The organism is Paracoccus sp. SY, assembly GCF_002901215.1.
In the GTDB taxonomy this organism is placed as follows: Bacteria; Pseudomonadota; Alphaproteobacteria; order Rhodobacterales; family Rhodobacteraceae; genus Paracoccus; species Paracoccus acridae.
Genome location: NZ_NWMQ01000009.1, coordinates 101,230 through 123,151, shown reverse-complemented (window position 1 = coordinate 123,151; position 21,922 = coordinate 101,230). Strand labels below are relative to the sequence as shown.

Annotated in this window: 33 protein-coding genes and 1 tRNA gene; 27 read left to right on the top strand and 7 right to left on the bottom strand. The window is 63.0% G+C overall.

What is annotated here, in order from left to right:
- The first annotated feature begins 14 nt into the window (after positions 1 to 14).
- From CK944_RS09930 to CK944_RS09905, 6 genes are all read left to right on the top strand, one after another.
- Positions 15 to 1,205 carry a site-specific integrase gene (locus CK944_RS09930; RefSeq protein WP_103172898.1) on the top strand — a complete coding sequence of 397 codons (1,191 nt, stop codon included), beginning with the start codon at positions 15 to 17 and terminating at the stop codon, positions 1,203 to 1,205.
- Entirely contained in the window at positions 1,202 to 2,059 is an 858-nt protein-coding gene (locus CK944_RS22870) for a hypothetical protein (protein WP_146038635.1), read from the top strand. The genes CK944_RS09930 and CK944_RS22870 overlap by 4 nt, the downstream gene beginning before the upstream one ends.
- A 101-nt stretch (positions 2,060 to 2,160) precedes the next feature.
- Positions 2,161 to 2,343 carry an AlpA family transcriptional regulator gene (locus CK944_RS09920; RefSeq protein ID WP_103172896.1) on the top strand — a complete coding sequence of 61 codons (183 nt, stop codon included), beginning with the start codon at positions 2,161 to 2,163 and terminating at the stop codon, positions 2,341 to 2,343.
- A 54-nt stretch (positions 2,344 to 2,397) separates the two neighbouring features.
- Positions 2,398 to 2,622, top strand: coding sequence for a hypothetical protein (locus CK944_RS09915; protein WP_158247986.1), 225 nt, complete (start codon positions 2,398 to 2,400; stop codon positions 2,620 to 2,622).
- Entirely contained in the window at positions 2,619 to 2,855 is a 237-nt protein-coding gene (locus CK944_RS09910) for a hypothetical protein (RefSeq protein ID WP_103172894.1), read from the top strand. Before CK944_RS09915 ends, CK944_RS09910 begins: the two co-directional genes overlap by 4 nt.
- Positions 2,856 to 2,892: 37 nt before the next feature.
- Positions 2,893 to 3,354, top strand: coding sequence for a hypothetical protein (locus tag CK944_RS09905; RefSeq protein ID WP_146038633.1), 462 nt, complete (start codon positions 2,893 to 2,895; stop codon positions 3,352 to 3,354).
- Positions 3,355 to 3,508: 154 nt separating this feature from the next.
- Here CK944_RS09905 and CK944_RS22865 read toward each other — a convergent pair whose 3' ends face one another.
- The gene (locus tag CK944_RS22865; RefSeq protein ID WP_146038632.1) at positions 3,509 to 3,778 is read right to left on the bottom strand and encodes a hypothetical protein; all 270 of its coding nucleotides are present in this window, start codon (positions 3,776 to 3,778) and stop codon (positions 3,509 to 3,511) included.
- A 153-nt stretch (positions 3,779 to 3,931) separates the two neighbouring features.
- Here CK944_RS22865 and CK944_RS09900 point away from each other — a divergent pair, with 153 nt between their 5' ends.
- From CK944_RS09900 to CK944_RS09815, 17 genes are all read left to right on the top strand, one after another.
- Entirely contained in the window at positions 3,932 to 4,192 is a 261-nt protein-coding gene (locus CK944_RS09900; protein ID WP_103172892.1) for a DNA-binding protein, read from the top strand.
- Between the two features lie 66 nt (positions 4,193 to 4,258).
- On the top strand, positions 4,259 to 5,455 hold the full coding sequence (locus CK944_RS09895; protein WP_103172891.1) for a phage portal protein: 1,197 nt from the start codon (positions 4,259 to 4,261) through the stop codon (positions 5,453 to 5,455).
- Positions 5,442 to 5,831, top strand: coding sequence for a hypothetical protein (locus CK944_RS09890; RefSeq protein ID WP_103172890.1), 390 nt, complete (start codon positions 5,442 to 5,444; stop codon positions 5,829 to 5,831). Before CK944_RS09895 ends, CK944_RS09890 begins: the two co-directional genes overlap by 14 nt.
- On the top strand, positions 5,828 to 7,363 hold the full coding sequence (locus CK944_RS09885; protein ID WP_103172889.1) for a phage major capsid protein: 1,536 nt from the start codon (positions 5,828 to 5,830) through the stop codon (positions 7,361 to 7,363). The genes CK944_RS09890 and CK944_RS09885 overlap by 4 nt, the downstream gene beginning before the upstream one ends.
- 12 nt (positions 7,364 to 7,375) lie before the next feature.
- Positions 7,376 to 7,750, top strand: a complete 375-nt coding sequence (locus tag CK944_RS09880) for a hypothetical protein (RefSeq protein ID WP_103172888.1) — start codon at positions 7,376 to 7,378, stop codon at positions 7,748 to 7,750.
- Entirely contained in the window at positions 7,750 to 8,109 is a 360-nt protein-coding gene (locus tag CK944_RS09875) for an HNH endonuclease (protein ID WP_103172887.1), read from the top strand. The genes CK944_RS09880 and CK944_RS09875 overlap by 1 nt, the downstream gene beginning before the upstream one ends.
- The gene (locus tag CK944_RS09870; RefSeq protein WP_103172886.1) at positions 8,106 to 8,582 is read left to right on the top strand and encodes a hypothetical protein; all 477 of its coding nucleotides are present in this window, start codon (positions 8,106 to 8,108) and stop codon (positions 8,580 to 8,582) included. The genes CK944_RS09875 and CK944_RS09870 overlap by 4 nt, the downstream gene beginning before the upstream one ends.
- Entirely contained in the window at positions 8,582 to 9,022 is a 441-nt protein-coding gene (locus CK944_RS09865; protein WP_103172885.1) for a hypothetical protein, read from the top strand. The genes CK944_RS09870 and CK944_RS09865 overlap by 1 nt, the downstream gene beginning before the upstream one ends.
- 2 nt (positions 9,023 to 9,024) lie before the next feature.
- Complete coding sequence (locus CK944_RS09860) at positions 9,025 to 9,336, top strand: head-tail connector protein (protein ID WP_103172884.1); 312 nt, start codon at positions 9,025 to 9,027, stop codon at positions 9,334 to 9,336.
- Complete coding sequence (locus tag CK944_RS09855) at positions 9,336 to 9,758, top strand: HK97-gp10 family putative phage morphogenesis protein (protein ID WP_103172883.1); 423 nt, start codon at positions 9,336 to 9,338, stop codon at positions 9,756 to 9,758. The genes CK944_RS09860 and CK944_RS09855 overlap by 1 nt, the downstream gene beginning before the upstream one ends.
- Positions 9,755 to 10,174: a DUF3168 domain-containing protein gene (locus CK944_RS09850; RefSeq protein ID WP_103172882.1), complete on the top strand. Its 420-nt coding sequence runs from the start codon at positions 9,755 to 9,757 to the stop codon at positions 10,172 to 10,174. Before CK944_RS09855 ends, CK944_RS09850 begins: the two co-directional genes overlap by 4 nt.
- Complete coding sequence (locus CK944_RS09845; RefSeq protein ID WP_103172881.1) at positions 10,171 to 10,488, top strand: phage head closure protein; 318 nt, start codon at positions 10,171 to 10,173, stop codon at positions 10,486 to 10,488. The genes CK944_RS09850 and CK944_RS09845 overlap by 4 nt, the downstream gene beginning before the upstream one ends.
- Positions 10,485 to 10,862: a phage terminase small subunit P27 family gene (locus CK944_RS09840; RefSeq protein WP_103172880.1), complete on the top strand. Its 378-nt coding sequence runs from the start codon at positions 10,485 to 10,487 to the stop codon at positions 10,860 to 10,862. The genes CK944_RS09845 and CK944_RS09840 overlap by 4 nt, the downstream gene beginning before the upstream one ends.
- Positions 10,837 to 12,450: a terminase large subunit gene (locus CK944_RS09835; protein ID WP_239986026.1), complete on the top strand. Its 1,614-nt coding sequence runs from the start codon at positions 10,837 to 10,839 to the stop codon at positions 12,448 to 12,450. The genes CK944_RS09840 and CK944_RS09835 overlap by 26 nt, the downstream gene beginning before the upstream one ends.
- A gap of 9 nt (positions 12,451 to 12,459) precedes the next feature.
- On the top strand, positions 12,460 to 14,916 hold the full coding sequence (locus CK944_RS09830; RefSeq protein ID WP_103172879.1) for a hypothetical protein: 2,457 nt from the start codon (positions 12,460 to 12,462) through the stop codon (positions 14,914 to 14,916).
- On the top strand, positions 14,916 to 15,272 hold the full coding sequence (locus tag CK944_RS09825; RefSeq protein WP_103172878.1) for a hypothetical protein: 357 nt from the start codon (positions 14,916 to 14,918) through the stop codon (positions 15,270 to 15,272). Before CK944_RS09830 ends, CK944_RS09825 begins: the two co-directional genes overlap by 1 nt.
- Before the next feature lie 319 nt (positions 15,273 to 15,591).
- Positions 15,592 to 16,449 carry a hypothetical protein gene (locus CK944_RS09815; RefSeq protein ID WP_158247985.1) on the top strand — a complete coding sequence of 286 codons (858 nt, stop codon included), beginning with the start codon at positions 15,592 to 15,594 and terminating at the stop codon, positions 16,447 to 16,449.
- Positions 16,450 to 16,912: 463 nt separating this feature from the next.
- On the opposite strand, the gene CK944_RS23200 is transcribed toward CK944_RS09815, so the two are convergent.
- Positions 16,913 to 17,143 (bottom strand): hypothetical protein, encoded by a 231-nt coding sequence (locus CK944_RS23200; RefSeq protein ID WP_158247984.1) that lies wholly within the window; start codon positions 17,141 to 17,143, stop codon positions 16,913 to 16,915.
- A gap of 46 nt (positions 17,144 to 17,189) precedes the next feature.
- Here CK944_RS23200 and CK944_RS09810 point away from each other — a divergent pair, with 46 nt between their 5' ends.
- The 3 genes from CK944_RS09810 to CK944_RS09800 are packed head-to-tail and all read left to right on the top strand — an operon-like array spanning position 17,190 to position 17,913.
- A complete protein-coding gene (locus tag CK944_RS09810) occupies positions 17,190 to 17,510 on the top strand; it encodes a hypothetical protein (RefSeq protein WP_103172875.1) in 321 nt (106 codons plus the stop codon).
- Entirely contained in the window at positions 17,507 to 17,716 is a 210-nt protein-coding gene (locus CK944_RS09805) for a hypothetical protein (protein WP_103172874.1), read from the top strand. The genes CK944_RS09810 and CK944_RS09805 overlap by 4 nt, the downstream gene beginning before the upstream one ends.
- The gene (locus tag CK944_RS09800; RefSeq protein ID WP_103172873.1) at positions 17,713 to 17,913 is read left to right on the top strand and encodes a hypothetical protein; all 201 of its coding nucleotides are present in this window, start codon (positions 17,713 to 17,715) and stop codon (positions 17,911 to 17,913) included. The genes CK944_RS09805 and CK944_RS09800 overlap by 4 nt, the downstream gene beginning before the upstream one ends.
- Positions 17,914 to 18,054: 141 nt before the next feature.
- On the opposite strand, the gene CK944_RS09795 is transcribed toward CK944_RS09800, so the two are convergent.
- The 4 genes from CK944_RS09795 to CK944_RS09780 form a co-directional block, all read right to left on the bottom strand.
- Positions 18,055 to 18,131: transfer RNA gene (locus CK944_RS09795), tRNA-Arg, on the bottom strand.
- Between the two features lie 59 nt (positions 18,132 to 18,190).
- Positions 18,191 to 19,213 carry a hypothetical protein gene (locus CK944_RS09790; protein ID WP_103172872.1) on the bottom strand — a complete coding sequence of 341 codons (1,023 nt, stop codon included), beginning with the start codon at positions 19,211 to 19,213 and terminating at the stop codon, positions 18,191 to 18,193.
- A gap of 89 nt (positions 19,214 to 19,302) precedes the next feature.
- Positions 19,303 to 20,211 carry an RNA polymerase sigma factor RpoH gene (gene rpoH / locus CK944_RS09785; protein ID WP_103172871.1) on the bottom strand — a complete coding sequence of 303 codons (909 nt, stop codon included), beginning with the start codon at positions 20,209 to 20,211 and terminating at the stop codon, positions 19,303 to 19,305.
- Between the two features lie 142 nt (positions 20,212 to 20,353).
- Positions 20,354 to 21,376, bottom strand: coding sequence for an RluA family pseudouridine synthase (locus CK944_RS09780; RefSeq protein WP_103172870.1), 1,023 nt, complete (start codon positions 21,374 to 21,376; stop codon positions 20,354 to 20,356).
- Between CK944_RS09780 and CK944_RS09775 the strand changes: the two genes are divergently transcribed.
- The gene (locus tag CK944_RS09775) at positions 21,375 to 21,680 is read left to right on the top strand and encodes a DUF6476 family protein (protein WP_103172869.1); all 306 of its coding nucleotides are present in this window, start codon (positions 21,375 to 21,377) and stop codon (positions 21,678 to 21,680) included. The two genes, CK944_RS09780 and CK944_RS09775, sit on opposite strands and share 2 nt — an antisense overlap.
- On the opposite strand, the gene CK944_RS09770 is transcribed toward CK944_RS09775, so the two are convergent.
- Positions 21,671 to 21,919: an accessory factor UbiK family protein gene (locus CK944_RS09770; RefSeq protein WP_103172868.1), complete on the bottom strand. Its 249-nt coding sequence runs from the start codon at positions 21,917 to 21,919 to the stop codon at positions 21,671 to 21,673. The genes CK944_RS09775 and CK944_RS09770 overlap by 10 nt on opposite strands.
- Positions 21,920 to 21,922: the final 3 nt, after the last annotated feature.

Below are 21,922 nucleotides of genomic sequence, written 5' to 3'. Positions count from 1 at the left end.
TGGGATAGGAATTGATGGAGAACCTTCGAAGACCTAGGCGAGTTTTGACGGCTGCGTTCATCCGGGCGGCGAAAGAACCGGGTAAGTATTTCGACGGCCATGGCCTCTATCTTCGAATCATGCCGACAGGATCCCGCCAGTGGGTCCAGCGGATCGTGATCCGGGGAAAGCGCTGTGAGATCGGGCTTGGCTCTGCCGATCTGGTCAGTCTCGCAGACGCCCGCGCAATGGCGCTGGCTAACCGGGCATCGGCCAGGGCAGGGGGCGATCCGCTGGCGGATAAGCGTCAGACGATGGCAATGCCGACTTTCGAGGAGGCCGCAGTGCTGGCCCATGCCGAACTGTCCTTCACCAATCCGAAGGACGGGAAGGCCTTTTTGACCAATCTGACCGAGTATGCCTATCCGCACTTCGGACGGATGCGCGTCTGCGATGTGAGCGGCCCGGATATTCGCGCCGCCGTCATGGCGATCCGCGACAAGAAGCCCGAGGTCGCCAGGAAGCTGGTGCTGCGCGTGTCAGCGGTGATGAAGTGGGCAATGGGAGCAGGGCACCGGCGCGACAATCCTGCCGTGTCCAGCGTTCTGGCGCTGCCCCCTGTCGCGCGACAGGCGCGGATGAAGCAGAACCGCAAGGCTTTGCCCTATGCCGAGGTTGCAGGCTGCATTGCCAAGGTAAACGCATCGGGCGCCTGGCTTGCCACCAAGCTGGCGCTTGAGTTCCTGATCCTGACAGCCGCTCGATCCGGCGAGGTTCGCGGCGCAACATGGGACGAGATGGATCTGGCAGCGGGTGTGTGGAATGTCCCTGCCGTCCGCATGAAGATGGGAAAGGCCCATGCGGTGCCGCTGTCGAAGCGCGCCATCAAGGTGCTAACGGATGCGGAGAAGCTGCGGGGCGAGGACAACCTTGTCTTTCCCTCAATGCGCGGCAAGCCGCTGTCGGACATGACCATGTCGAAGCTGGTCAAGGAACTGGGCTTCGACGCGGACGTGCATGGTTTCAGGACTAGCTTCCGAACCTGGGCGCAGGAACGCACCAACGTGCCGTTCGAAGTCGCGGAAGCTGCGCTGGCTCATGCGGTCGGTGACAGCGCATCGCAGGCCTATGCGCGGTCTGATCTATTCGAAAAGCGCCGGAAGATGATGGACGCCTGGGCAAGGTATCTGGCGCAGGACAGCGCCAAAGTCGTGAGGATCGGATGATGGACTTCACAGCACCCGCTCGCAAATCCGTGGTCAAAGATATATGGGTAAATCACTCTATCCCAGGTGACCCATTGCATCCAACTTGGTTGGAGGATGATACGTGGACTGTATGGGTGTCGGCGCAAACTGGGTTTTTGCCACTATCACATCATTGCTTTGATTTTCCTTCCGAGGAGGAAGCGAAGAAATTTTTAAATGCATGTCCTATAGGCAGTGACTTCAATGTATCGCCTCAAGCCTATCCTGATCAGGCGCATGAACTGCAAAGTCAAATAGAAGAATTAATCGATTTATGTTCACCAGGTGCACGAGATTTCGAGGTTGGGGAGGAAAGATCGCCTCTCGCCCTTGACGTTCTAGAAGCGTCAGGTGTGATGGCTAATCTTACCGTCTCAGGTGTTGTTCAGGACTTCTTAGGAGAAGATCGAGTAAATTCTCTAAAGAAACAGTATCACAATAATTGGGAAGTCGCAGCGGCTCTCCAATACTGCTGGTTGAAGCTGCCACATTCTTCAGCTGCATATGTTGCCGCCCGTTATCTCTTCCATTTTTATATACTCGGGGATGATTTCACCGCTGGATATCACTGGCGAGATCTTGAGATACTTGCCTACCAAGTGGAAGCAGATGCGGCAGTTGGGCAAGGTATCAGGCGCGCGGCAAGGGCAGGAGGTCATGCACGGGCTGCGTCAGCTAAGGAGGGCCGCGACAAAATTCTGCGCGCGATGGAAGCTCTCGTTGCAGAGGGAAAGTCAGTATCGAGCGCCGCTGCAATCGTAGCAAATCGGGGGCTTGGCGCTAGTGGCAGTGCCAATAGAAAACTATGGGACCGGCATAAAACAGGGACATAGCCTAGCACTGTCCCTATTTTAATTGCGACAGTGCCCGCCACTGTCCATTTGAAGTTCCCAATTCTTTGCATGTGTTCGCAAACGTATGCAGGGAATATCAGATGCACACCCGCTATATTCGCCGCCCCGATGTTGAGGCGCTGACCGGTCTTTCCACTTCGACTATTTATCGCATGATGGGCGAGGGACAATTCCCCCGCCCAATCCGCCTGACGAAGAAAGCAGTTGCCTGGAATGAGGCGGCTATTCTCGACTGGCTGGCTTCGCGCCCCGTGGCTGCGTGAGGTCCGGCCATGGTGTATAAACCGACCCATCGCGATTTTATGCCCGAACGGAGCGTGGATGAATGCCTGCGCCTTTGGGGCACCGTCATTGTCCGCGCGAGAGGCACGACCCACCAGCAATTCGCAGACAGGATCGCCCATCAGGCTGTCCGTCCCGATTGGGAGCCGGGCAACGCGCAATTGGCTTTCATGCGCCAACTGGTCGATCTCTATGCGCACGACGACATTGCGCTGGATCCCGAACTGATTGCGCTTCTGCAAGTGGAGCGCGGCCAGTGACCAAGCCTCTAACCCGTCAACAGCAATGGCGCCGGAAAAACCCCCACCGGTATCTGGCGCATCTCTATGTTCAGGCAGCCAAGCGCATCGGCATCCTGACCCCTCGGCCCTGCCAGACCTGCGGGGCCGAGGCCGAGGCCCACCATCCCGACTATAACAAGCCCGGCGATGTTCAGTGGCTTTGCCGCAAGCACCATCGCCAGCTTCACGCAAGGGGCGGTCATGGGGCGTGACAGGAAGGACGAGGCCCGCACGGAGCATTGGACCAAGATGATCCGCAACACGATGGAAACGCCCGCATGGCGCGCACTGTCCACGACAGCACAAGCGCTCTACCCATGGCTCAAGATGGAGTGGAAAGGCCCGCAAGCCAATAACAACGGGCGGATCAGCCTGCCCGTTAGGGAGGCGGCAGAACGGCTTGGCTGCAACATGAAGACCGCCGCACGGGCTTTCCACGACCTACAGGCAAAGGGCTTCCTGATCCTCACAGAGCATGGCCGCATGGGGGTCGAAGGCAAGGGCACTGCCCCGACCTACGAGATCACGGAACTGGCGTCTCGGGATGGTGACGGCAATGCAGGCAAGAAGCTGTATCTACATTGGCAGTCCGGTCACGACTTCGCAGTGCGTGCTCATGCCGCTGTGAACCCAACCGGCCGTAACGGGAAAAACAAAATCCCGTCCCCAAAAACGGGACGTGTCGTCCCCATAAACGGGACGAAAAGATGACTTCCAGTCCCCAAAATGGGAGCGCCCAGTCCCCAAAACCGGCACGAAAAGGGGCAGTTTTGCCCTCTTTCCAGTCCCCAAAATCGGGACATCCTTATCTACCAGACCCTATGCGGGCAGCGGCGGCTAGACGCGACCCGCTGGAGGCTGGCTGCTACACCCGTATATCAACACTCCGCTGCAGCACGAGCAGGCCCTTGCCATTGCGAGGCGGCAGCGGATTTCCTCGCGCCTTCATGTGGGCGATGAAGCGCCGCTCTTGGCCTACAGACAAGCCTTCTATCGTCAGTGCTCGAAGGCATCGTCGGCAGCAGAGCAGATCGATGTCGGGAAAGCGACCTTGCATGTTGTCGAATGAGTATCCGAGATCCGGTGTGCTGCACAGGTCGCAGATCCGTTTCGTGATTGAGGCAGGCGAGGTCATTTGGCGGTCTCCTTTCGATGCCTACAGAGAGACAAGCACAGCACCCACTCTGGCTCCATGCACATGCCCCCGGGTGGTCGTCAACTTTGCCCCTTGGCTGGGGACCGGCGCGGGGAGCCACGCGCACGATTTGCCCGAATTGGAGTTTTCGAAATGAGCAGCAACGAGAACAAGACGACGCATTTTCCGCCGCTGGATCCGTGGCGTCTGGACGGCATTCTGGAGCCTGATCGCAAGCTTTGGGGCCTTCCGATGATCGCCGAGGCGCTGGGCGTCAGCGTGGACAAGGCGCGCGACCTGGCACAGGTCAGGGACGTGCCGATCTACCGACCCGCCGGATCCGGCAGCTACTTCGCCTTCCGTTCGGAACTGATGGCTTGGCTTCGGGGCAAATCGAAACACGAAAACCCATGATTACCTACGTTTTCCTACGATCAGCAAGCTTACGGAAAGGGCCGGTGGTGACGCATAAACTGGTCTATGCGCATCTGGCCCTTTTCCCGCAAGGCGACCACGCCTGAACAGAAGTCCCTGACATCGCCTGATGCGGTGATCGAGGCGATTTTTGGACTGACCCCAACAGCCACTGGCATCAGCATCACCACGACCGAGGCCCTGCGCGTCCCTGTCGTGGCGAACGCGATCCAGGTCATCAGCGAGGCGGTGGCATCGCTCGACATCCACGTGAAGCGGATCGAGGGCAAGGACGAGATCGATGTTCCCGGCCACCCCGTTCTTCGCCTGCTGCGCGACGAGCCGAATGAGTGGACCAGCGGCTTCGAACTGATCCGGCAGATCATGGTCGATGCGCTGATGTCGGACGCGGGCGGCATGGCCTGGGTCAACCGGGTGAACGGCGAGGCCCGCGAGATCATCCGATATCGGCAGGGCGTGCTGTCCTTCGACATCGACGTGGAAACCGGCGAACGCAAATACCGGAACGTCAATCGCCCGATCCCGGCCCGCGACATCATCCATCTTCTGCCGCCCCTTGGCCGCGCCCCTCTGGTGCTGGCACTGGAAGCCATCGGCATTGCCGTCGCGCTGGACCGTCACGCAGCCCGCCTGTTCACCCGTGGCGCCCGTCCTTCCGGCGCCTTGAAGTTCCCGAAGGGCATGGGCGAGGAGAGCGTGAAGAAGGCCCGTGCTGCGTGGCGGGCAACCCATGAGGGTGAGGATACCGGCGGGCAGACGGTGATCCTCTATGACGGTGCCGAGTTCGAGGCCTTCACCTTCAACAGCACCGACGCCCAGTTCCTCGAAAATCGCCGCTTCCAGATCGAGGAAATCGCCCGCGCCTTCAACATCCCGGCACCGATGGTCGGTGATCTGTCCCGCGCCACTTGGTCGAACAGCGAACAGAAGGGCAGGGAGTTCCTGTCCTACACGCTGGAGCCTTGGCTGCGCGGCCTGGAGGGCGCCCTGCGGCGCGCCCTGTTCAGCGACGAGGAGCGGCAGACCCACGTCATCCGGTTCGACCGCGACGACCTGACCCGCGCCGATCTCGCGACCCGCGCCACGACCATCAACAGCCTGATTGCCAGCCAGACAATCAACCCGAACGAGGGCCGGTCCTGGCTGGGCCTGCCGCCTCGTGACGGCGGCGATGACTTCCTGAACCCCAACATCAGCGCGGCACCGACTGCGCCTAACGAGGGCACCGATGCAACTGAATGACATCCTCGCAGACAGCCAGGATCAGGACCGGGGCCGCGACTTCGACCTGCTGGATCCTGTCTCGGGCAAGCCGACCGGCATCACCCTGCGCATCGTGGGGCCTGACAGCGCCACGCAGACCCGCGCCCGCCTCCAGATGGCGGATGCGCTGGCCGAGGCTGCTGGCCCTGACGGGATGGTCAGCGCGGCCGATCGAGAGCGCGTGCGGCTCGACACCTTGGCCCGCTGCGTCGTCGGCTGGCAGATCAGCGAGAACGGTGAACCGGTCCCCTTCAATCACGGCAGCGTCGTGCGCCTCCTCAAGGCCGCGCAGTGGGTCCAGCAGCAGGTGGATGGCTTTGCCTCCGACCGTGCAGCTTTCCGGGGGCGGGCATGACGGACCGGATCGAGATCAAGGCGCAACTGAGCGTCGATGATGCAGGCGAGATCACCGGCATTGCATGGCCCTTCGGCACCCCTGACCGGGTGGGCGATGTCGTGCAGCGCGGCGCCTTCACCAAGGCCCTGCCGCCGCTTCCCATGCTGGCCGGTCACGACCAGGGCCAGACTGTGGGCGTCTGGTCGGAAATCACGGAAACCGCCGAAGGCCTGACCGTCAAAGGTCGGCTCTTGGTCAATGAAGTGCAGCGTGCGGCAGAGGTTCGCTCGCTGATCCAGGCAGGCGCGCTTCGTGGCCTGTCGATTGGCTTTGTCTCGCGCAAGGCCCTGCCGCGCAAGGGCGGCGGTCGCACGATCAGCGACCTTGAACTTCTCGAAATCAGCGTGGTGGCGGTGCCTGCCCATCCCGGCGCGCGGATCACGTCAGCAAAGGAATTGGACATGACGGAAACCACCGAAACCAACGATCAGGAAGCCATCGGCGCGCTTGTCGTGAAGATGCGCGAGATCGAGCAGAAGGCCGACACCGCGCCCATCGTGGCCCGGCTGGACAAGCTGGAAGCCAAGATGAACCGCCCGACCGGCGACAACAAGGCAACGGATGAACCCACGGCCGAGCGCAAGGCCTTCGGGCAGTATCTCATTCACGGCAACGGGATCTCCGAGGAGGACCGCAAGGCCCTGAACGTCACCAGCGACACGCAGGGCGGCTTCCTGGCACCCCCGGAGTTTTCCTCCGAGGTGATCCGCGACCTGATCGAGTATAGCCCGATCCGGCAGTATGCCAGCGTGCGCGGCACCAACGCCAATGAGGTCATCTATCCGACCCGTGGCGACGTCACGAACGCCCAGTGGGTCGGCGAAATGGAACCGCACCCGGAAAGCACGATCACCTTCGGCCAGAAGGAGGTCGAGGTTCACGAACTGGCAACCTACGTCGATATCTCGAACCGCCTGCTGCAGGACGCGCCGCAGGCCGAGACGGAGGTGCGCGCCGCGCTGGCCGAGGACTTCGCCATGAAGGAGGCCAATGCCTTCCTGTGGGGCGATGGCGTCAAGAAGCCCGAAGGCATCATGATGAACCCGGCCATCCCGGAAATCGCCAACGGCCACGCCAGCAACCTGTCCACTGATGCGCTGATCAAGCTGATGTATTCGCTGCCTGCGCCTTACCGCAACCGCGGGGCCTGGGCGCTGAACGGCACCACGCTGGGCATCCTGCGCACGCTCAAGGACACGCAGGGCCAGTATGTCTGGCAGCCGTCCCTGCAGGTGGGCCAGCCCGAAACTATTCTGGGTCGTCCGGTTATCGAGATGGTGGACCTGGAGGATGTTGCCGCCAACGAGTTTCCGATCATCTACGGCGACTTCCAAGCCTATCGGATCGTGGACCGGCTGAACATGTCGATCCTGGTCGATCCCTACAGCCGCGCCCGCGAGCGCATCACCCGCATTCACGCCACCCGGCGCGTCGGCGGTGCGGTGCTGCAACCGGCCCGCTTCCGCAAACTCAAGATGGCGACCAGCTGAGGAGGATGAGCCATGCGTGACCTTTATTCCAACATCGCGGCCATTCCCGCCCTTGTCCCGGCGGTTCAGTCGGCGGCAGGCCAAGGCGCAGCCATCGACACCCTGGGCGCGGGCCGTCTGGCCTTTGTCGTCACCACGGGGGCAGCCGATGGCAACTTCGGCGTGAAGCTTCAGGAAAGCGACAACGGCTCCACCGGCTGGACCGATGTTGCCGCCGATCAGGTGGACAGCACGGCCCCGGCCACCCTGGCAGCCGACAGCGCCTATCGCCTGGGCTATCGCGGCTGGAAACGCTACGTGCGCCTCTCTCTGACCAAGGCCAGCGGCACCAGCATCGCTGCGGGCGCCGTGGCGGTGATCGTGCCTCAGACCCGCCCGGCTGCCTGATGCCGGTTCGCGCGCCTCGCATCTGTTCCTGCGGCAAGGTGGTGCCCCCCGGCGCCCTCTGCCCCTGTCAGGCGAAGCGCGCGGCCGAGCGCAAGGCACGGTTCGACAAGACCCGGCCCAACAGCAGCCAGCGTGGCTATTCCCGAGAATGGGAGAAAGCCCGCAGGCTGTTCCTGTCCATTCATCCCTACTGCGTCCGCTGCGGCGCCGTGGCGAAGATCGTGGATCACAAGACCCCGCATCGCGGCGATCAGGCCATCTTCTGGGACAAGTCCCGGTGGCAGTCGCTTTGCACCCCCTGTCATTCCGGCGCGAAGCAACGCGAGGAGCGCCGCATCTTCGGAAAGGTTCAGCAATGACCATCTACGCAACGAATGGCGCCCGGCTCTACATCGGCGGTGCGCTGGACACCAAATCCGACCCCTTCGTGGAAGCCGACTTTTCGGGCCAGGCCTGGGAGGAGATCGGCGAGACCGAGAACCTGGGCACGGTTGGAGATACCTCTGCCGAGATCGCCTTCGACAGCATCCCTGCGCAGCGGACCCGCCGCTTGAAGGGCACCCGCAATGCCGGTTCGATGGATCTGGTGATGGGCATCGACTATGAGGACGCGGGCCAGCAGGCCTTGATCGCGGCGGAAAAGACCCCGCACGACTATGCCTTCCGCATCGTCCTGAACGACGCCCCGGCAGGCGGCACCCCATCCGAGCGCATGTTCGTCGCCAAGGTTGCCAGCGTGGCCGAGGCCTATGACACGGCCAACAGCGTGATGAAGCTGAACGCCTCGCTCTGGGTGAACAGCAACGTGGTCAAGATCGACGCTGCAGGCTGATGCTGTATCCGACCGCTGGCAGCCGCTTGTTCATCGCTGACGTTCCGCTTTACGGCGGCATGCCGGATGATGGCTGGGTCGAGATTGGCGAAACGGAGGCCATCGGCTTTATTGGCAGCGAATGGGATGCGGTCACCGAAGACGTCGTGGGCGACGTTCCCGACGACTTCGGCCAGGAGGTGGCGGCAAAGGGCATCGAACGGCGCCCGATTATGCCGATCATCATGGGCAACGATCCCTCTGACCCCGGCCAGCTTGCCCTGTGGCGGGCTGCCCGCAGCTTCGACAGCTATCCTTTCCGGCTTGTCCTGCCCGATGGCGTCACCGTCCGCACATGGTCTGCGCTGGTGATGCGGATGGGTGAGGTCTTCGACGCGGCCAATTCGGTCATCAAGCTACAGGCCGACCTGAAACCCACGTCCGCAATCGAACGAGGCTGACCATGGCAATCGTCACCTATGAGGAACTGGCGGCACAGGTTGGGCTGACCGAGGATGCCCCGTCTGAGGACAAGCTGTCCCTCCAGCAGAAGGGCGATGCCGCACAGGCCCATATCGAACGCTGGCTTGGTTTCAAGATCGCAGATCGGTTCGGCGGCGATCTGTTCCCCCCAATCCCTGACGATCTCAAGGAAGCCGTGCTGCAACTGGCCGCGTGGTGGTTCGCCAACCGCGAGGCGCTGGCCGACAGCGACAAGCTGCTGCCCTTCGGCGTGCAGGACATCATCGACGCGCATCGCGACAGGAGCTTCTGATGGCAAGCGACGGCGGTCTTTCCAGTTTCCAGAAGCGGATGCGGGCGATCCCGCAAGCCGCGCGCAATGCCGTGCAGCCCGCCCTGGTGAAGTCGGCAGAAGAGATCGCAGACATCCAGCGTGCCCTTGCGCCCGATGATCCCTCGACCTCTGCGCCTGACCTGAAATCCAGCATCGCCGTCACCGGCCCCGGCCAAACGACCCCACCCTATTCCCAGCCCGGCGGTTCGATGGTGGTGCCCGAGAACATGGCGGCGATCACCGTGGGCAATACCGATATCCGTTATCCCCATTTGCAAGAGTTCGGCACCTCACACCACGAGGCACAACCCTTCTTCTGGCCGGGCTTCCGCATGGGCCGCAAGCGTGCCCTGAACCGCATCAAGCGCGCCATCGGCAAAGCCATCCGGGAGGCCAAATGAGCGCCGAACTGGAAGTTCAGAAAGCCCTACGTGCCCGGTTCACGACCACGGCGGCGCTGATGGCCCTGGTGCCCGCTGCGAACGTCCGGGACGCCAACCAGAGGCCCGCGCCCAATCCCTCGATCATCCTGGGCGAAAGCCAAGCGGTGGATGAGGGAACCAGCCTCAGGCGCACCCATATCCGCGTCTATCACACCATCCATGTCTGGAAGCGCGAAGCCTCTCTGGAAGGCGTCAAGGCGATCTGCGGGCTGATCCGGCAGGCCATCAACTTCGGCCCCCGGCTGGTCATGGCCACGCCCTATCACTGCGCCGATCTGCAAGTGTCCTCCACCCGCACCATGCGCGATCCGGACGGGGAGCATTCCCACGGCGTCGTCACGGTCGAGGCCCTGATCGTGGAGGCCTTGGCATGAAGGCGGGCAGGCTCACCGAGGAAATCCGCATCGAGCGGTCCACCAGCACCATCAACGAATACGGCACCCCCTCAACGACCTGGGTGAAATTGGCACTCTTGAGGGCCGAGAAAGTGGAGCAGACCACGACCAAATACATCCGCAACTTCGGGGCCTCCGATGAGGAGGTGGTGATCTTCCGCACCCGGTTCCTGGACGGCATCACCAATGCCGACCGGCTGGTCTGGAAGGGCAATGCCTTCAACATCCAGTCGGTGGCCACCATCGGCCGGCGCACGGGCGTTGAACTGCGCTGCGTGAGGTTGCCGGAATGAAGGGCACCAAGCCAGCAATGCGGCAGGCCGAAAAGCCTCTTCCTGCTGTGGAGGCCCCGGAGTGGCTGGCCGAGGACGCGCGGCGGGAATGGGACCGCGTGATGCCGGTTCTGACCGAACGCCGCATCCTCACTGATGCCGACCTTGGCGGGCTGGAGAACTATTGCATCTGCATTGGCCGGGTGCGCGAAACCGAGGCGCTGATCCAGGCCGGGCAGGATCCCGAGGTGATGCTGAAACTGGCCCGCCTCCAGGACAAGGCCATGGCTTCCGCGCGTCAGCTTGCCGCCGAACTGGGCCTCACCCCTGTCAGCCGGTCCCGTCCCGCGATCAGGGAGGACGGCGACAATGAGCCGGATCCTCTCGATGTCTGACACCTTCCCGCATTGGATCTATGACGGCAGCACCATTCCCGACCCTCTGGGCTTCGGGGAACGGGCCGTGAAGTTCCTGCGCATGTTGCGCCATCCGAAGTCCGGCAAGCCCTTCCAGCTTGACCCGTGGCAGGAACGGATCGTGCGCCGCATCTATGGCCCCCGGCATGAGGACGGCACCCGGATCGTCAAGACGGCGGTGATCCTTGTGCCACGGGGCAACCGCAAGACCAGCCTCGCAGCCGCGCTGGAGGCCCTGCATACCGTGGGACCGGAACGGGTGCCCGGCGGCGAAGTCATCACCTCCGCCTCTGATCGCAAGCAGGCCCGCATTGCTTATGAGGAACTGCGCGGGCTGCTGACAGCGCATCCGAAGATCGCGCCCCATATCCGCACGCTGGACTATCGCAACCGCATCACCTTCCCGAAGGAGCGCAGCTTCTGCGAGGCCATCAGCGCCGATGCGGGCACGCAGCATGGCCGCACCCCGGTCTTTGTGCTGGCCGACGAACTGCATGCCTGGAAGAAGCGCGAACTCTGGGATGTGCTGCGATCCGGCTTGGTCAAGACACCGGGCAGCCTGCTTGTCGTCGCCACAACGGCAGGACGCGGGCAGGAGAACATCGCCTGGGACATCGTGAACGACGCGCGCCGCGTGGCCCGTGGCGAGGTGGACGATCCCTCGATCCTGCCTGTCCTGTTCGAGGCCCCGGCAGATTGCGACTGGACCGACGAGGAAATCTGGTTCCGCGTGAACCCCGGCTTGCGGTATGGCTATCCCGATATCGAAGGCCTTCGCCAGTTGGCCCGAGAAGGCCAGCGCCGGATCGGGGACCGCGAAGCCTTCCGCCAGTTGAACCTGAACATCTGGCTCGATCACGCCACCGATCCCTTCGTGGAAATGGCCGTCTATGACGAGGGCGCCGGGCCGGTCGATCTGGATGACCTGGAGGCGAAGCAAGCGCCCTGCTGGCTGGGCGTGGACCTGTCCAGCAACTCCGACCTGACGGTGATCGTGGCCTGCTGGCGCGATGGGGATGACGGCTTCCAGGTCTGGCCCTGGTTCTTCTGTCCTGAGGATAACCTGCGCGCCCGCGAGGAACTGGCACAGGTGCCTTATCCGGCCTGGGCAGCGGGTGGTCAGATCACCGCCACGCCCGGCAATGTCGTGGACTTCCGCGCGGTCGAGGATCAGGTGCGCGAACTCTGCGCCCGCTTCAACGTGCAGGAAATCGCCTTCGACCCGCATCTGGCGCGCAACATGCTGAACAACCTGCTGGAGGACGGCTTCCCGGCTGTCGAGATGCGGCAGGGCTGGGTGACGATGGCCCCGGCGGTGAAAGAACTGGAGCGCGCGATCATCGGGCGGCGTTTCCGGCATGGCGGTCACCCGGTCCTGCGCTGGAACTTCTCGAACATCGAAGTGCGCACCGACCCGGCAGGCAACCGCACGTTCCACAAGGGAAAGAGCCGCGACAAGATCGACGGGGCGGTGGCGGCCGCAATGGCCGTGGCCCGATGCGCAGCCGACGAGGGCGCGATGACGACCAGTCAGGACTGGTTCAACGATGACATGTGGACCGTATAGGAGGCGCGCATGAACGCAGCCGTAGGAGCAGACGAACGCCTTGTGGTGATGCTGGAGGCGCGCGTCTCGGAGTTCGAGAAGCGGATGCGCCAGGCCGAGAACCGGGGCACTCGCACTTATCAGGGCCTGTCCCAAAAGTCCCGTTCGGCAACCCGGCAGATGGAGCAGGACATGATCCGCTCGACGGGCCGGATCAATCAGGCCTTGGCCTCGACCAGCAGCCAGATCGGCACGTTCAGCAAGGCCTTTGCGGGCGGGCTGATCGGCGGCGCGGCAACCGCAGCCTTCGCAGGGCTGACCAGCAACATCGGCGCCACCGTCAAGAGCATGGCCGAACTGGGCAACGAGGCAAAGCGCGCGGGCCTCTCGACCGATGCCTTCCAGGAGTGGAAGTTCCTGGCCGACCAGAACCGCATCAGCGTCGATGCCCTGGTGGATGGCTTCAAGGAACTGGCCCTGCGCGCGGATGAGTTCATCGTGACCGGCGTTGGCCCGGCTGCCGAGGCCTTCAACCGCTTGGGCCTGCGTGCCGACGACCTGAAGAAGAAACTCAAGGATCCCTCCGCCCTGATGCTGGAGATCCTTGGGCGGCTGGAAGGCTTCGACAAGGCCGCGCAGATCAGGATCGCCGATGAAATCTTCGGCGGGACCGGCGGTGAACGCTTCGTGGAACTGCTGGGGCAGGGCCGGGACGCGCTGCAGGACACGATCAACAAGGCCCATGAAACCGGCGCGGTGCTGGATGCCGAACTGATCGCCAAGGCTGACGAGATCGACCGGAAGTTCAGCCAACTGACCACGACAGCCGCCAACTTCGGCAAGGCCATGGTGGTCAACCTCGTGGCAGCGGGTGCGGAACTGACCTACCTGCGCGCCCGGCTGGACACCATCTTCGCCAATGAGGCCGAGGGCAGGGCGATCCTGGGCGATGAAGTCTATGACGCCCTGGCGGCAAACCGCGATCTGGTGGAGCAGAACGAGGAAGCCCTTGCCCGCCTCGATGAACGCTATGCCACCCTGGCCGAGGAAGCGGGCCGGGCAGGCGTGGCGATGATCGACGCCATCTCGCGCCTCGACAGCCTGGGCTATGACACGGCAGCTGATGCCCTGCGCGTGGCTTATGAGGAGATGCAGAACCTTGTTCAGGCCTTCCGCGATGGGGAGATCAGCGGCGAGGACTTCACCGTCAAGCTGGGGGAGATCGAGGCGGCGGCGGTGGATGCCTTCGGCGCGCTGGAGGCAGGCGACCGCACCACCTTTGAGGGGGTCATATCGCAGCTTGGCCGATTGGGCGGGGTCATTGCTTCAGTCACCAGCCTTGCCAACAGCATGGGCGCAGCCATCGCCCGCGCAGCAGGAACGGCACCGGACCAGAAGGCCACGCAGGCCATGCGCGACCGGCACGCGGCCGAGGCTGCCAGCATGGACAGCATGGAGGCACAGCGCGAGGCCCTGGAAGGCTTCACGGCAGCCGAGGAGGCCCGCAACAGCGCATCGGCGGAACAGCTTGCCCTGCAACGCGAGATCGAGGCCGTCAGGCGGCGCGCAGGCGAGGCAGGAGCCACGCTGACCGATCAGCAGGCCAGCGACCTTGCCGCAGCCTCTCTGGCAGGAGCAGCGGGCCGCAGTGCCGCTGGCAAGGGAGGACGCGGATCGAAGGGCAGCAAGGGCGGCGGTAGTAAAGCAGCGGTCGATGAGTTCGCCAAGGAAGCGCAGGCCATCCGGGAAAGGACAGCAGCCCTGGAGGCCGAGGCGGCGGTCCTGATCGCCGTGGCGGCATCCGGCAAGGAATACGGCGATGCCATGGAGTTCGCCCGCACGAAGGCCGAACTGCTGCACGCAGCCCAACAGGCTGGAAAACAGATCACTCCTGAACTGGAAGCCGAGATCGACAAGCTGGCCGATGCCTATGTGCAGGCCGGTCTGGAAGCCCAAGGCGCGGCCGAGAAGCTGGACGCCATCAAGGAACGCAGCCAGGCGGGCAAGGATGCCCTCACGGATATGTTCGGCTCCATCATCGACGGCTCGAAATCAGCAAAGCAGGCGGTTGCCGATCTGCTGCTGGAGATCGCCAAGACCCAGATGATCAAGGGCATCATGGGACTGCCCGGCATGGGGGGCTTGGCCACCAGCATCGGCGGGCTGTTGGTCCCCGGCTTTGCCTCTGGCGGCGATCACATGGGTGGCTTGCGGATCGTGGGCGAGAAAGGCCCCGAACTGGAGGCCACCGGCCCGGCGCGCATCTGGAGCGCGGATCAGACCCGCAACCTGCTGGCAGGGCGGCAGGGGGGTAGCATCACTTCGGCGCCTGCCATCAACTTCGCGCCCGTCACGAACCTGACAGTCGAAGGAAATGCGGATCAGAAGACCCTCGCGCAGATGCGGCAGATGCTGGACCAGAACAACAAGCAGTTCGCCCGTCAGATCCCGGAAATCCTCGACAACCACAACAAGAGGAACCGCTGATGGATCGGCTCAAGAAGCAACTCTGCGCCGCGATGAAAGCCCGTCTGGCGGGCGGCACGTCGCCCCTGCCAGAGGCTGGACTGCCGCTGATGGAAGCCTTCGGCGCCCTGTCTCGTCAACGTAGCTATAATCCCCACGGTCCGAACCCGATCACCTGGGAAGCCATGGCAGCTTGGTCGCAGATCATGCGGGTGCCGCTGGAACCGCACCATGCCCACATCATCATGGCCCTGGATGGCATCTGGATCGAGGACGCCTATCGAACCGACAAGCAAGCACCCGAGGGCGTGAAGACCCTGCCGCCGATGTCGCAGCACCCGATCAACGCGGGGCTTCTGGACGCGATGCTGGGATGAAACACCATCGGTTCGACAGCAAGGCATGGGAACGCAAGCGGGCACGCCAGGAGCAGGACGCCCGACGTGGCAGGTTGGGCAAGGGCCGCTTTGACGCCTTGGTGAAAGAACTGGCAGCAGTAATCAAACTGGCCTTCGAGGCGGGGGCGACCGCCACGCTGTTCGGCTTGGAAGGACCGCTGCGCCACGGCATTCGGGCCGACCTCTGCCTTCAGGGCTGGGGGTGGAAGGACGCCGACGACATGGCAAACGAGATGCTGGCATCCGCCTTTCGGCGGGTGAATGCAAACCGGCCAACTTGGGAACAAGGACAACTGGAATGGACCGTTCACGCAGGAACCCTGATCGAGAGGTCGTGCTGCGCGCGCTGTCACGGACCTTTGCCGGAAGGACATCGCAAGTTCTGCAGCGCGAAGTGCAACGTGTCCTGGAACAGTCACATTTCAAGACTGAAGGAGATGGACGAGGACCGGGCAGTGAGGTCAGCGACCCGCTGGATCTGAAGCATCGTTGCGTCCGTTGCGGCAACGTCATGCCTACCAAGACGAATTCCCGGCGCATGTATTGCAGCCGCAAGTGTCTGAGGGCGGAAAAGCAGGACGACAAAAATGCGACCTATCAAATCTTCCGCGCTGAACTGATCAAGGGCAGGCGCTGCCAGATCTGCAATGGGCCTATCCCCGAGAGGAAGTTCAGGGGCGCCAAGTTCTGCAGCAAGAAGTGCGAAAAGAGCCTCGATAACCCGGCACAGCGGCTGAAGATCATGAAGACCTGTCCGCATTGCAAGCAGGCGTTCCATCCCATCACTGCCGGACAAATCCACTGCGGCCACAAATGTGCTGGAAGGGCTGCGGCCCTTGCTGGCCGAAACCTTCCACCGCAAAAATATCCGCCCCGTGATCATGGGAACTGCGAGGTCTGCGGAACCCGCTTTCTCAAGAAGGAGCGCCATACAAGATATTGCAGCCGCCAGTGCTGGTTTCAGTCACAGCATCTGCTGACCGCAAAGCGGCTGGACCGCATCCTTGGCATCATACCGCCGCGCCGGTTTCCTCTGACTGTCGAACGCTTGGACCGGGTGTTCAAGGAAACACGGCCGAAACGGTTAAAGAGGCCATTCAACTGGCACCTGACAGCGGCACGCCTTGATGCCATGCTGGAGCGGGTGGCAGGATAAAGCAGCAGGAAAGGCCCTCACGACCGGGCGTGGTGCAAGGGCCTCCCATGAAGGATGTGCGTTTAGCCCTCACCAAAGCGAACAGAACCAGCGTGGCAGTGGTTCCATGGCGGCAGAAAAAAGCCCCGCTGGCCTAGCGGGGCGTTAATCGTGAAGATGGCCCCGGCAACAAAGACGCGTGTCTATGTCCGGCATATCACAGAAAGCGCAATTGGCTAAATGATTGTTGCCCCCGGCGTGTCGTGGCGCCGGGGGTGCGAGACGAGGGTTGAGTGCCTGTAGCCGCCTACAATTACAGATAATGCAACCTTAAGGCGTTTGTAAATAGAAGTTTGATCGCGTTGGTAAAAATTTAAGGAATAGCTGCAAAGGTGGGCGCGACCTCTGGTCCAATAAACTTATCAACTTGCTCCTGAACCTGAAACTGAACCCAGTGCTACTGCTGAAACGATCTTTAAGTATCTCATTGTGCCAAATAACCTCGCTCTTTCAGCCAGTCCCGTAGAATAATCGTGACCAGCGAGGACAGAGAGCGATCATCTGCCTCCGCAGCAGCCTCCAACGCCGCCTTGATATCAGCGTCGATGCGGAACCCAATAGGGGCGCCCTTAGCCATTACTACAATCTCCAACATTGTTGTTGCGGTGTGTTGGAGATTGTAGTAGAAAGTAGCAGGCCGGGCAAGAGTTCGCACCTCTCATCCGGCCCTAACCGAAACCCGATCCGTGAGGAGATCGAGAATGGCTGATCATTGCCATAACACCCCCGGCTTGCCTGGGGAAACCCAAATTGAATTCCCGATCATCGATAACCTGATCAAGGTCGATGACCCTGCACAGTGGGCCGAACAACTCGCCTATCATGTGGAGGCGATGATCCTGACAGCAAGGCTGGCGTTGGACAACGATACCAGCGGCGAAATCATGACAGCCGGACGCCTCGATGCTGTGGAGCGCACTTTGAACGTGGCAGGCGCATTGATGGCTGTTGTCACCAACGGCACCGAATTGCTGTCTCGGCGCCAGAAGGCTGGGATCTGGCGCAAGGAGGACGCAGCATGAGCCGCAAGCCGATCCACATGGTGAACGATGGTTCTGACAAGATCAACGAGGCCATGTCCTTCCTCGATCTGATCTACCTGGCCGGTCTGCATGATAAGGATACTGCCTGCTTCTCAGTTGGCGCGCAGCAGGTTGTCGATCTACTGCGCGAAGCGAAGATGCAGTTGGACAATGCAGCAACAATCCTCAGAGAGGATGCAGCATGAGAACCGCCGATGAACTACAGGACGAGGTTATCCGGCTGGACGGCCAGTTGGCGGAATGCCGCAATCTGGTGAGCGCGTTGTTCCTCCTCGTGGATGATCTGGCGACCACCACAATGGAAGGCCATGCCGCCATGGTCCGTGACGGGATCGTAGGTGTGACCTGGGCACTCCAGCGCGAAATCGGCATGCCGATCTGACCATCAGCGCCCGGCTTCGGTCGGGCGTTTGATTCCCGCAAGTTCCCGCAGCTTCCACAATCGGATGGGGGATACGGAGGGGGACACGGCAAGCCAGACAGAGGCTAGTGCGTTGTAATATATACGAAAATATGGCATGATTGGCGCACCCGAAGGGATTCGAACCCCTGGCCTCTGCCTTCGGAGGGCAGCGCTCTATCCAGCTGAGCTACGGGTGCCTGGGGCGGTGATAACCGCAGCCGGGGCGGGGCGCAACGGCGAAAACGATATGGCGCTGTCAGCCTGCGCAGATCTGTTGCAAGGCCAGCCATTGCTCGTCGGTCAGAAGGGGACGGGCAGGGGGGGCGTTGCGGAACGGATCGCCCTCGATCAGGGGGATCACCGACTGCCCGGTCGGATCGATGGTCCGGGCATAGGGTTCCGCCGGGATGCCGCGTTCCGCAAGGGCTTCCAGGAAGTCGGTATTGTCAGGGCGTGGCGCCGGTTCACGCAGAAGCGTTGCCCCGAAGCCCTGCATCGCCTCCGCCGGCAAATGGCCCAGCGTCATCAGCCGCAAGGATGCCAGAAGCCCCGCGTGATGCACCGCAGCCTGCCGCAACATCTCGTCGGCAGTGGCAAGTTTCGCGGCAATCAGATGCGCGGCTGCGGCCTCGGGGCCGGGCGCGGTTCGCAGAAGGTCGCTGCCCATGACATAGACCTGGCCCGGCAGGCGCCGGGCCCCGCCGACGGGCCCGGGGACCACGCGGATCGCGGCGTCCGCGCCAAGCAGTTGGGGCGCCAGCCAATCCAGCACCGCCTGACCCGAGTTGCGCCGGCAGACCGCACCCGCTTCGCGTTCCAAGTCGGCCAGGATCGCCATGCCCATGTCGCGTGCCTGGGCCGGTGGCGCGATGCGGGCCGCATGGGTGACCAGGGCGCCGGGAAGCCAGAAGGCCAGCCAGCCAAGCGCAGCCAGGATCGCCAGCACGATCAACCCGCCGCGCAGCCGCCCCCGGTGGGCCCGATGGCTGGCGACCGCGCCCTGAACGCGGGTGATCGCCTGGATCATCAGCGGATCGTCGATGGCAACGGTTTCATCCGCGCCTTCAAGGCCGGGGGCATAGATTGCTGGCATGTTCCCGGGGTTCAACTGGACCACAGCGGGCAGCGACCAGTGGGACAATGGCCGGTCGGTCTTGGGGTCGGACAGGACCAGCGTCGCCTCGCCCACCGACACGATCACCTCGCGCAACGGCGCATCGGGCGCAGAGCGCCACGAGCCTTGGGCTTCGAGCCGTTGAAAATCCGTAAGCGCGGTCATGTTGTTTGATCTGCCAGCCTGCCTTGGACCATAGCGACCGCGCACGGCAGGTCAATCGCGCCTGCCGGACCGCGGCAGGATGCCCGATCCTAGAGGGCGGTGTCGGGCACCCTCATGCCCTTGTCGCGGGCCAGGACGCGCATCCGGTCCTGCAGCTTCTCGAAGGCGCGCACCTCGATCTGGCGGATGCGTTCGCGCGACACGTCATAGCGCGACGACAGGTCTTCCAGCGTCAGGGGATCGTCGCGCAGGCGACGTTCGATCAGGATGTCCTTCTCACGGTCGTTCAGCACGTCCATGGCCTGCATCAGCATCTGGCGCCGGGTATCCAATTCCTCGGATTCGGCGAAGGCTTCGGCCTGGTTGGCATCCTCGTCCTCAAGCCAGTCCTGCCACTGGGACGCGGATTCGCCCTCGCCGCTGCCGACGGTGGCATTCAGGGACGCGTCGCCACCCGAAAGGCGGCGGTTCATGTCGATGACTTCCTGTTCCGTCACGTTCAGGTCGTTGGCGATCTGGGCGACGTTTTCGGGGCGCAGATCCCCTTCCTCAAGCGCGCCGATGCGCGACTTGGCCTTGCGCAGGTTGAAGAACAGCTTCTTCTGCGCGCTGGTCGTGCCCATCTTCACCAGCGACCAGGACCGCAGGATGTATTCCTGGATCGACGCCCGGATCCACCACATCGCATAGGTCGCCAGCCGGAAGCCCCGTTCGGGATCGAACCGCTTGACGGCCTGCATCAGGCCCACATTGGCTTCGGAAATCACCTCGGCCTGGGGCAGGCCGTATCCGCGATACCCCATGGCGATCTTGGCGGCCAGGCGCAGGTGGGACGTCACCAGCCTGTGCGCGGCCTCGCTGTCCTGGTGATCGGCCCAGGCCTTCGCAAGCATGTATTCCTCTTCCGGCTCAAGCAGGGGGAACTTGCGGATCTCTTGCAAATAGCGGTTCAGCCCCTGTTCGGGGCTTGGGGCGGGAAGATTTCCATAATTCGCCATGGTTCGGGCCTTTCGCAACTATGCGGGGAACGCGCCCTGAAAGTGCAGGGTTCCGGCTTGCGGGTGCAACCCCAGGCAACGCTTGTGGTATCATTCTGTTTTGAAATCGTGAACGGGCCAGCACCGAAGCTTCACGATTGCGTCATGATGCCGTCCGCAACAGGTCCAGCAGCCCCTGCATATCGGTGGGCAAGGGGCTGTCGAATGACAATGGCTCGCCGCTGATGGGGTGATCGAAACCCAGATGCGCCGCGTGCAGCGCCTGGCGGGGAAAGGCCGCGACATCCGTCGCAGCGGGCCCGAGCGCCTTGGCGGATGCCCGGCGTGCCCCGCCATAGACCTGATCGCCGATCAACCCCAATCCCGCATGGGCCATGTGGACCCTGATCTGGTGGGTTCGCCCGGTTTCCAGGCGGCATTCCACCAGCATCGCGGACGGAGGAGTCCCGAACCGTTCCAGCATTCGCGCCCGCGTTACCGCATGCCGACCCTTGTCGAAATAGACCGCCTGCCGTTGCCGGTCCGTCGCATGGCGCGTCAGGCGCGAGGTGATTTTCAGCACCCCGCCATCCTCGAAGCTGACGCCCGGGGTGCCGCGCAGGCGCGGGTCGGCGCCATCGATCACCCCATGTGCAAGCGCAAGATACCGGCGTTGTGCCGTATGCGATTCGAACTGTGCGGCCAGACCGTGATGGGCGCGGTCGGACTTGGCGACCACCAGCAGGCCCGACGTGTCCTTGTCGATCCGATGGACGATGCCCGGTCGCCTTTCGCCGCCGATCCCCGACAGCGTATCGCCGCAATGGGCCAGAAGCGCGTTGACCAGCGTGCCGTTGGGCGATCCCGGCGCGGGGTGGACGACCATGCCTGCGGGCTTGTCGATGACGATCAGGTCGTCATCCTCGAAGGCGATGACCAGGGGGATCGCCTCGGGGCGGGTTTCCACGGGCTCGGGTTCCGGGATTCGGATCAGATAATCCTGCCCCTCGGCCACGCGGGCCTTGCCGTCGCGGACGACGCCGTCGGGTCCGCTGACCGCGCCATCGGCAATCAGTCGCGCCAGGCGCGACCGCGACAGGGCCGCCGCCTCTGGCACCGCAAGGGCAAGCGCCTTATCAAGACGGTCTGGCGGATCGGCCGGGATGGTGACGACAAGGTTCGACATGGATCAGGATGATAGCGACTGGAAAACGGCTGCGAAAGCGGTGCCGGAACTGCGGCTGCTGCGGTGGCTGGTGACAGGGCTGGCCCTGGTCATGGGCCTGGGGATGATCGCAATCGTCGCGCTGTTATGGCTGCGGCTGGGACAGCCGACGCTTCCCGACCTGCCTGACGCGATTGCCCTGCCGGACGGCGCGCAGGCCCAGGCCGTGACCTTCGCCCGCGACTGGATCGTCGTCGTCACCGACGCGGGCGAGGTGCTGCTGTACGACCGTTCCGGCGCGCTGCGTGACCGGCTTCAGCCCTGACGACCCGCAGACATCGCGTCCAGCCGGGCCTTCAGCTCGGCATTCTCGGTGCGGGCCTTGATGGCCATCTCGCGCACGGCCTCGAACTCCTCGCGGGTCACGAAGTCGCGATCCGCCAGCCAGCGGTCTATCCAGCCCTTCATGGCGGTTTCGGCCTCGGACTTGGCGCCGTGGGCCACGCCCATGGCATTGGTCATCAGCTTCGAGATGTCGTCAAAGAACTTGTTTTGCGTGGTCATTTG

Excerpts from the sequence above, each read along its gene's own strand:
- CK944_RS09835 (WP_239986026.1), top strand. The coding sequence starts at position 10,837 with ATGAGCCGGATCCTCTCGATGTCTGACACCTTCCCGCATTGGATCTAT.
- rpoH (WP_103172871.1), bottom strand. The coding sequence starts at position 20,211 with ATGGCGAATTATGGAAATCTTCCCGCCCCAAGCCCCGAACAGGGGCTG.
- CK944_RS09775 (WP_103172869.1), top strand. The coding sequence starts at position 21,375 with ATGGATCAGGATGATAGCGACTGGAAAACGGCTGCGAAAGCGGTGCCG.
- CK944_RS09840 (WP_103172880.1), top strand. The coding sequence starts at position 10,485 with ATGAAGGGCACCAAGCCAGCAATGCGGCAGGCCGAAAAGCCTCTTCCT.
- CK944_RS09770 (WP_103172868.1), bottom strand. The coding sequence starts at position 21,919 with ATGACCACGCAAAACAAGTTCTTTGACGACATCTCGAAGCTGATGACC.
- CK944_RS09845 (WP_103172881.1), top strand. The coding sequence starts at position 10,171 with ATGAAGGCGGGCAGGCTCACCGAGGAAATCCGCATCGAGCGGTCCACC.
- CK944_RS09810 (WP_103172875.1), top strand. The coding sequence starts at position 17,190 with ATGGCTGATCATTGCCATAACACCCCCGGCTTGCCTGGGGAAACCCAA.
- CK944_RS09905 (WP_146038633.1), top strand. The coding sequence starts at position 2,893 with ATGATCCGCAACACGATGGAAACGCCCGCATGGCGCGCACTGTCCACG.
- CK944_RS09865 (WP_103172885.1), top strand. The coding sequence starts at position 8,582 with ATGCTGTATCCGACCGCTGGCAGCCGCTTGTTCATCGCTGACGTTCCG.
- CK944_RS22870 (WP_146038635.1), top strand. The coding sequence starts at position 1,202 with ATGATGGACTTCACAGCACCCGCTCGCAAATCCGTGGTCAAAGATATA.
- CK944_RS09920 (WP_103172896.1), top strand. The coding sequence starts at position 2,161 with ATGCACACCCGCTATATTCGCCGCCCCGATGTTGAGGCGCTGACCGGT.
- CK944_RS09780 (WP_103172870.1), bottom strand. The coding sequence starts at position 21,376 with ATGTCGAACCTTGTCGTCACCATCCCGGCCGATCCGCCAGACCGTCTT.
- CK944_RS09875 (WP_103172887.1), top strand. The coding sequence starts at position 7,750 with ATGCCGGTTCGCGCGCCTCGCATCTGTTCCTGCGGCAAGGTGGTGCCC.
- CK944_RS22865 (WP_146038632.1), bottom strand. The coding sequence starts at position 3,778 with ATGACCTCGCCTGCCTCAATCACGAAACGGATCTGCGACCTGTGCAGC.
- CK944_RS09825 (WP_103172878.1), top strand. The coding sequence starts at position 14,916 with ATGGATCGGCTCAAGAAGCAACTCTGCGCCGCGATGAAAGCCCGTCTG.
- CK944_RS09880 (WP_103172888.1), top strand. The coding sequence starts at position 7,376 with ATGCGTGACCTTTATTCCAACATCGCGGCCATTCCCGCCCTTGTCCCG.
- CK944_RS09885 (WP_103172889.1), top strand. The coding sequence starts at position 5,828 with ATGACGGACCGGATCGAGATCAAGGCGCAACTGAGCGTCGATGATGCA.
- CK944_RS09815 (WP_158247985.1), top strand. The coding sequence starts at position 15,592 with ATGGACCGTTCACGCAGGAACCCTGATCGAGAGGTCGTGCTGCGCGCG.
- CK944_RS09855 (WP_103172883.1), top strand. The coding sequence starts at position 9,336 with ATGGCAAGCGACGGCGGTCTTTCCAGTTTCCAGAAGCGGATGCGGGCG.
- CK944_RS09805 (WP_103172874.1), top strand. The coding sequence starts at position 17,507 with ATGAGCCGCAAGCCGATCCACATGGTGAACGATGGTTCTGACAAGATC.
- CK944_RS09850 (WP_103172882.1), top strand. The coding sequence starts at position 9,755 with ATGAGCGCCGAACTGGAAGTTCAGAAAGCCCTACGTGCCCGGTTCACG.
- CK944_RS09930 (WP_103172898.1), top strand. The coding sequence starts at position 15 with ATGGAGAACCTTCGAAGACCTAGGCGAGTTTTGACGGCTGCGTTCATC.
- CK944_RS09790 (WP_103172872.1), bottom strand. The coding sequence starts at position 19,213 with ATGACCGCGCTTACGGATTTTCAACGGCTCGAAGCCCAAGGCTCGTGG.
- CK944_RS09890 (WP_103172890.1), top strand. The coding sequence starts at position 5,442 with ATGCAACTGAATGACATCCTCGCAGACAGCCAGGATCAGGACCGGGGC.
- CK944_RS09830 (WP_103172879.1), top strand. The coding sequence starts at position 12,460 with ATGAACGCAGCCGTAGGAGCAGACGAACGCCTTGTGGTGATGCTGGAG.
- CK944_RS09870 (WP_103172886.1), top strand. The coding sequence starts at position 8,106 with ATGACCATCTACGCAACGAATGGCGCCCGGCTCTACATCGGCGGTGCG.
- CK944_RS09900 (WP_103172892.1), top strand. The coding sequence starts at position 3,932 with ATGAGCAGCAACGAGAACAAGACGACGCATTTTCCGCCGCTGGATCCG.
- CK944_RS09860 (WP_103172884.1), top strand. The coding sequence starts at position 9,025 with ATGGCAATCGTCACCTATGAGGAACTGGCGGCACAGGTTGGGCTGACC.
- CK944_RS09800 (WP_103172873.1), top strand. The coding sequence starts at position 17,713 with ATGAGAACCGCCGATGAACTACAGGACGAGGTTATCCGGCTGGACGGC.
- CK944_RS09895 (WP_103172891.1), top strand. The coding sequence starts at position 4,259 with ATGCGCATCTGGCCCTTTTCCCGCAAGGCGACCACGCCTGAACAGAAG.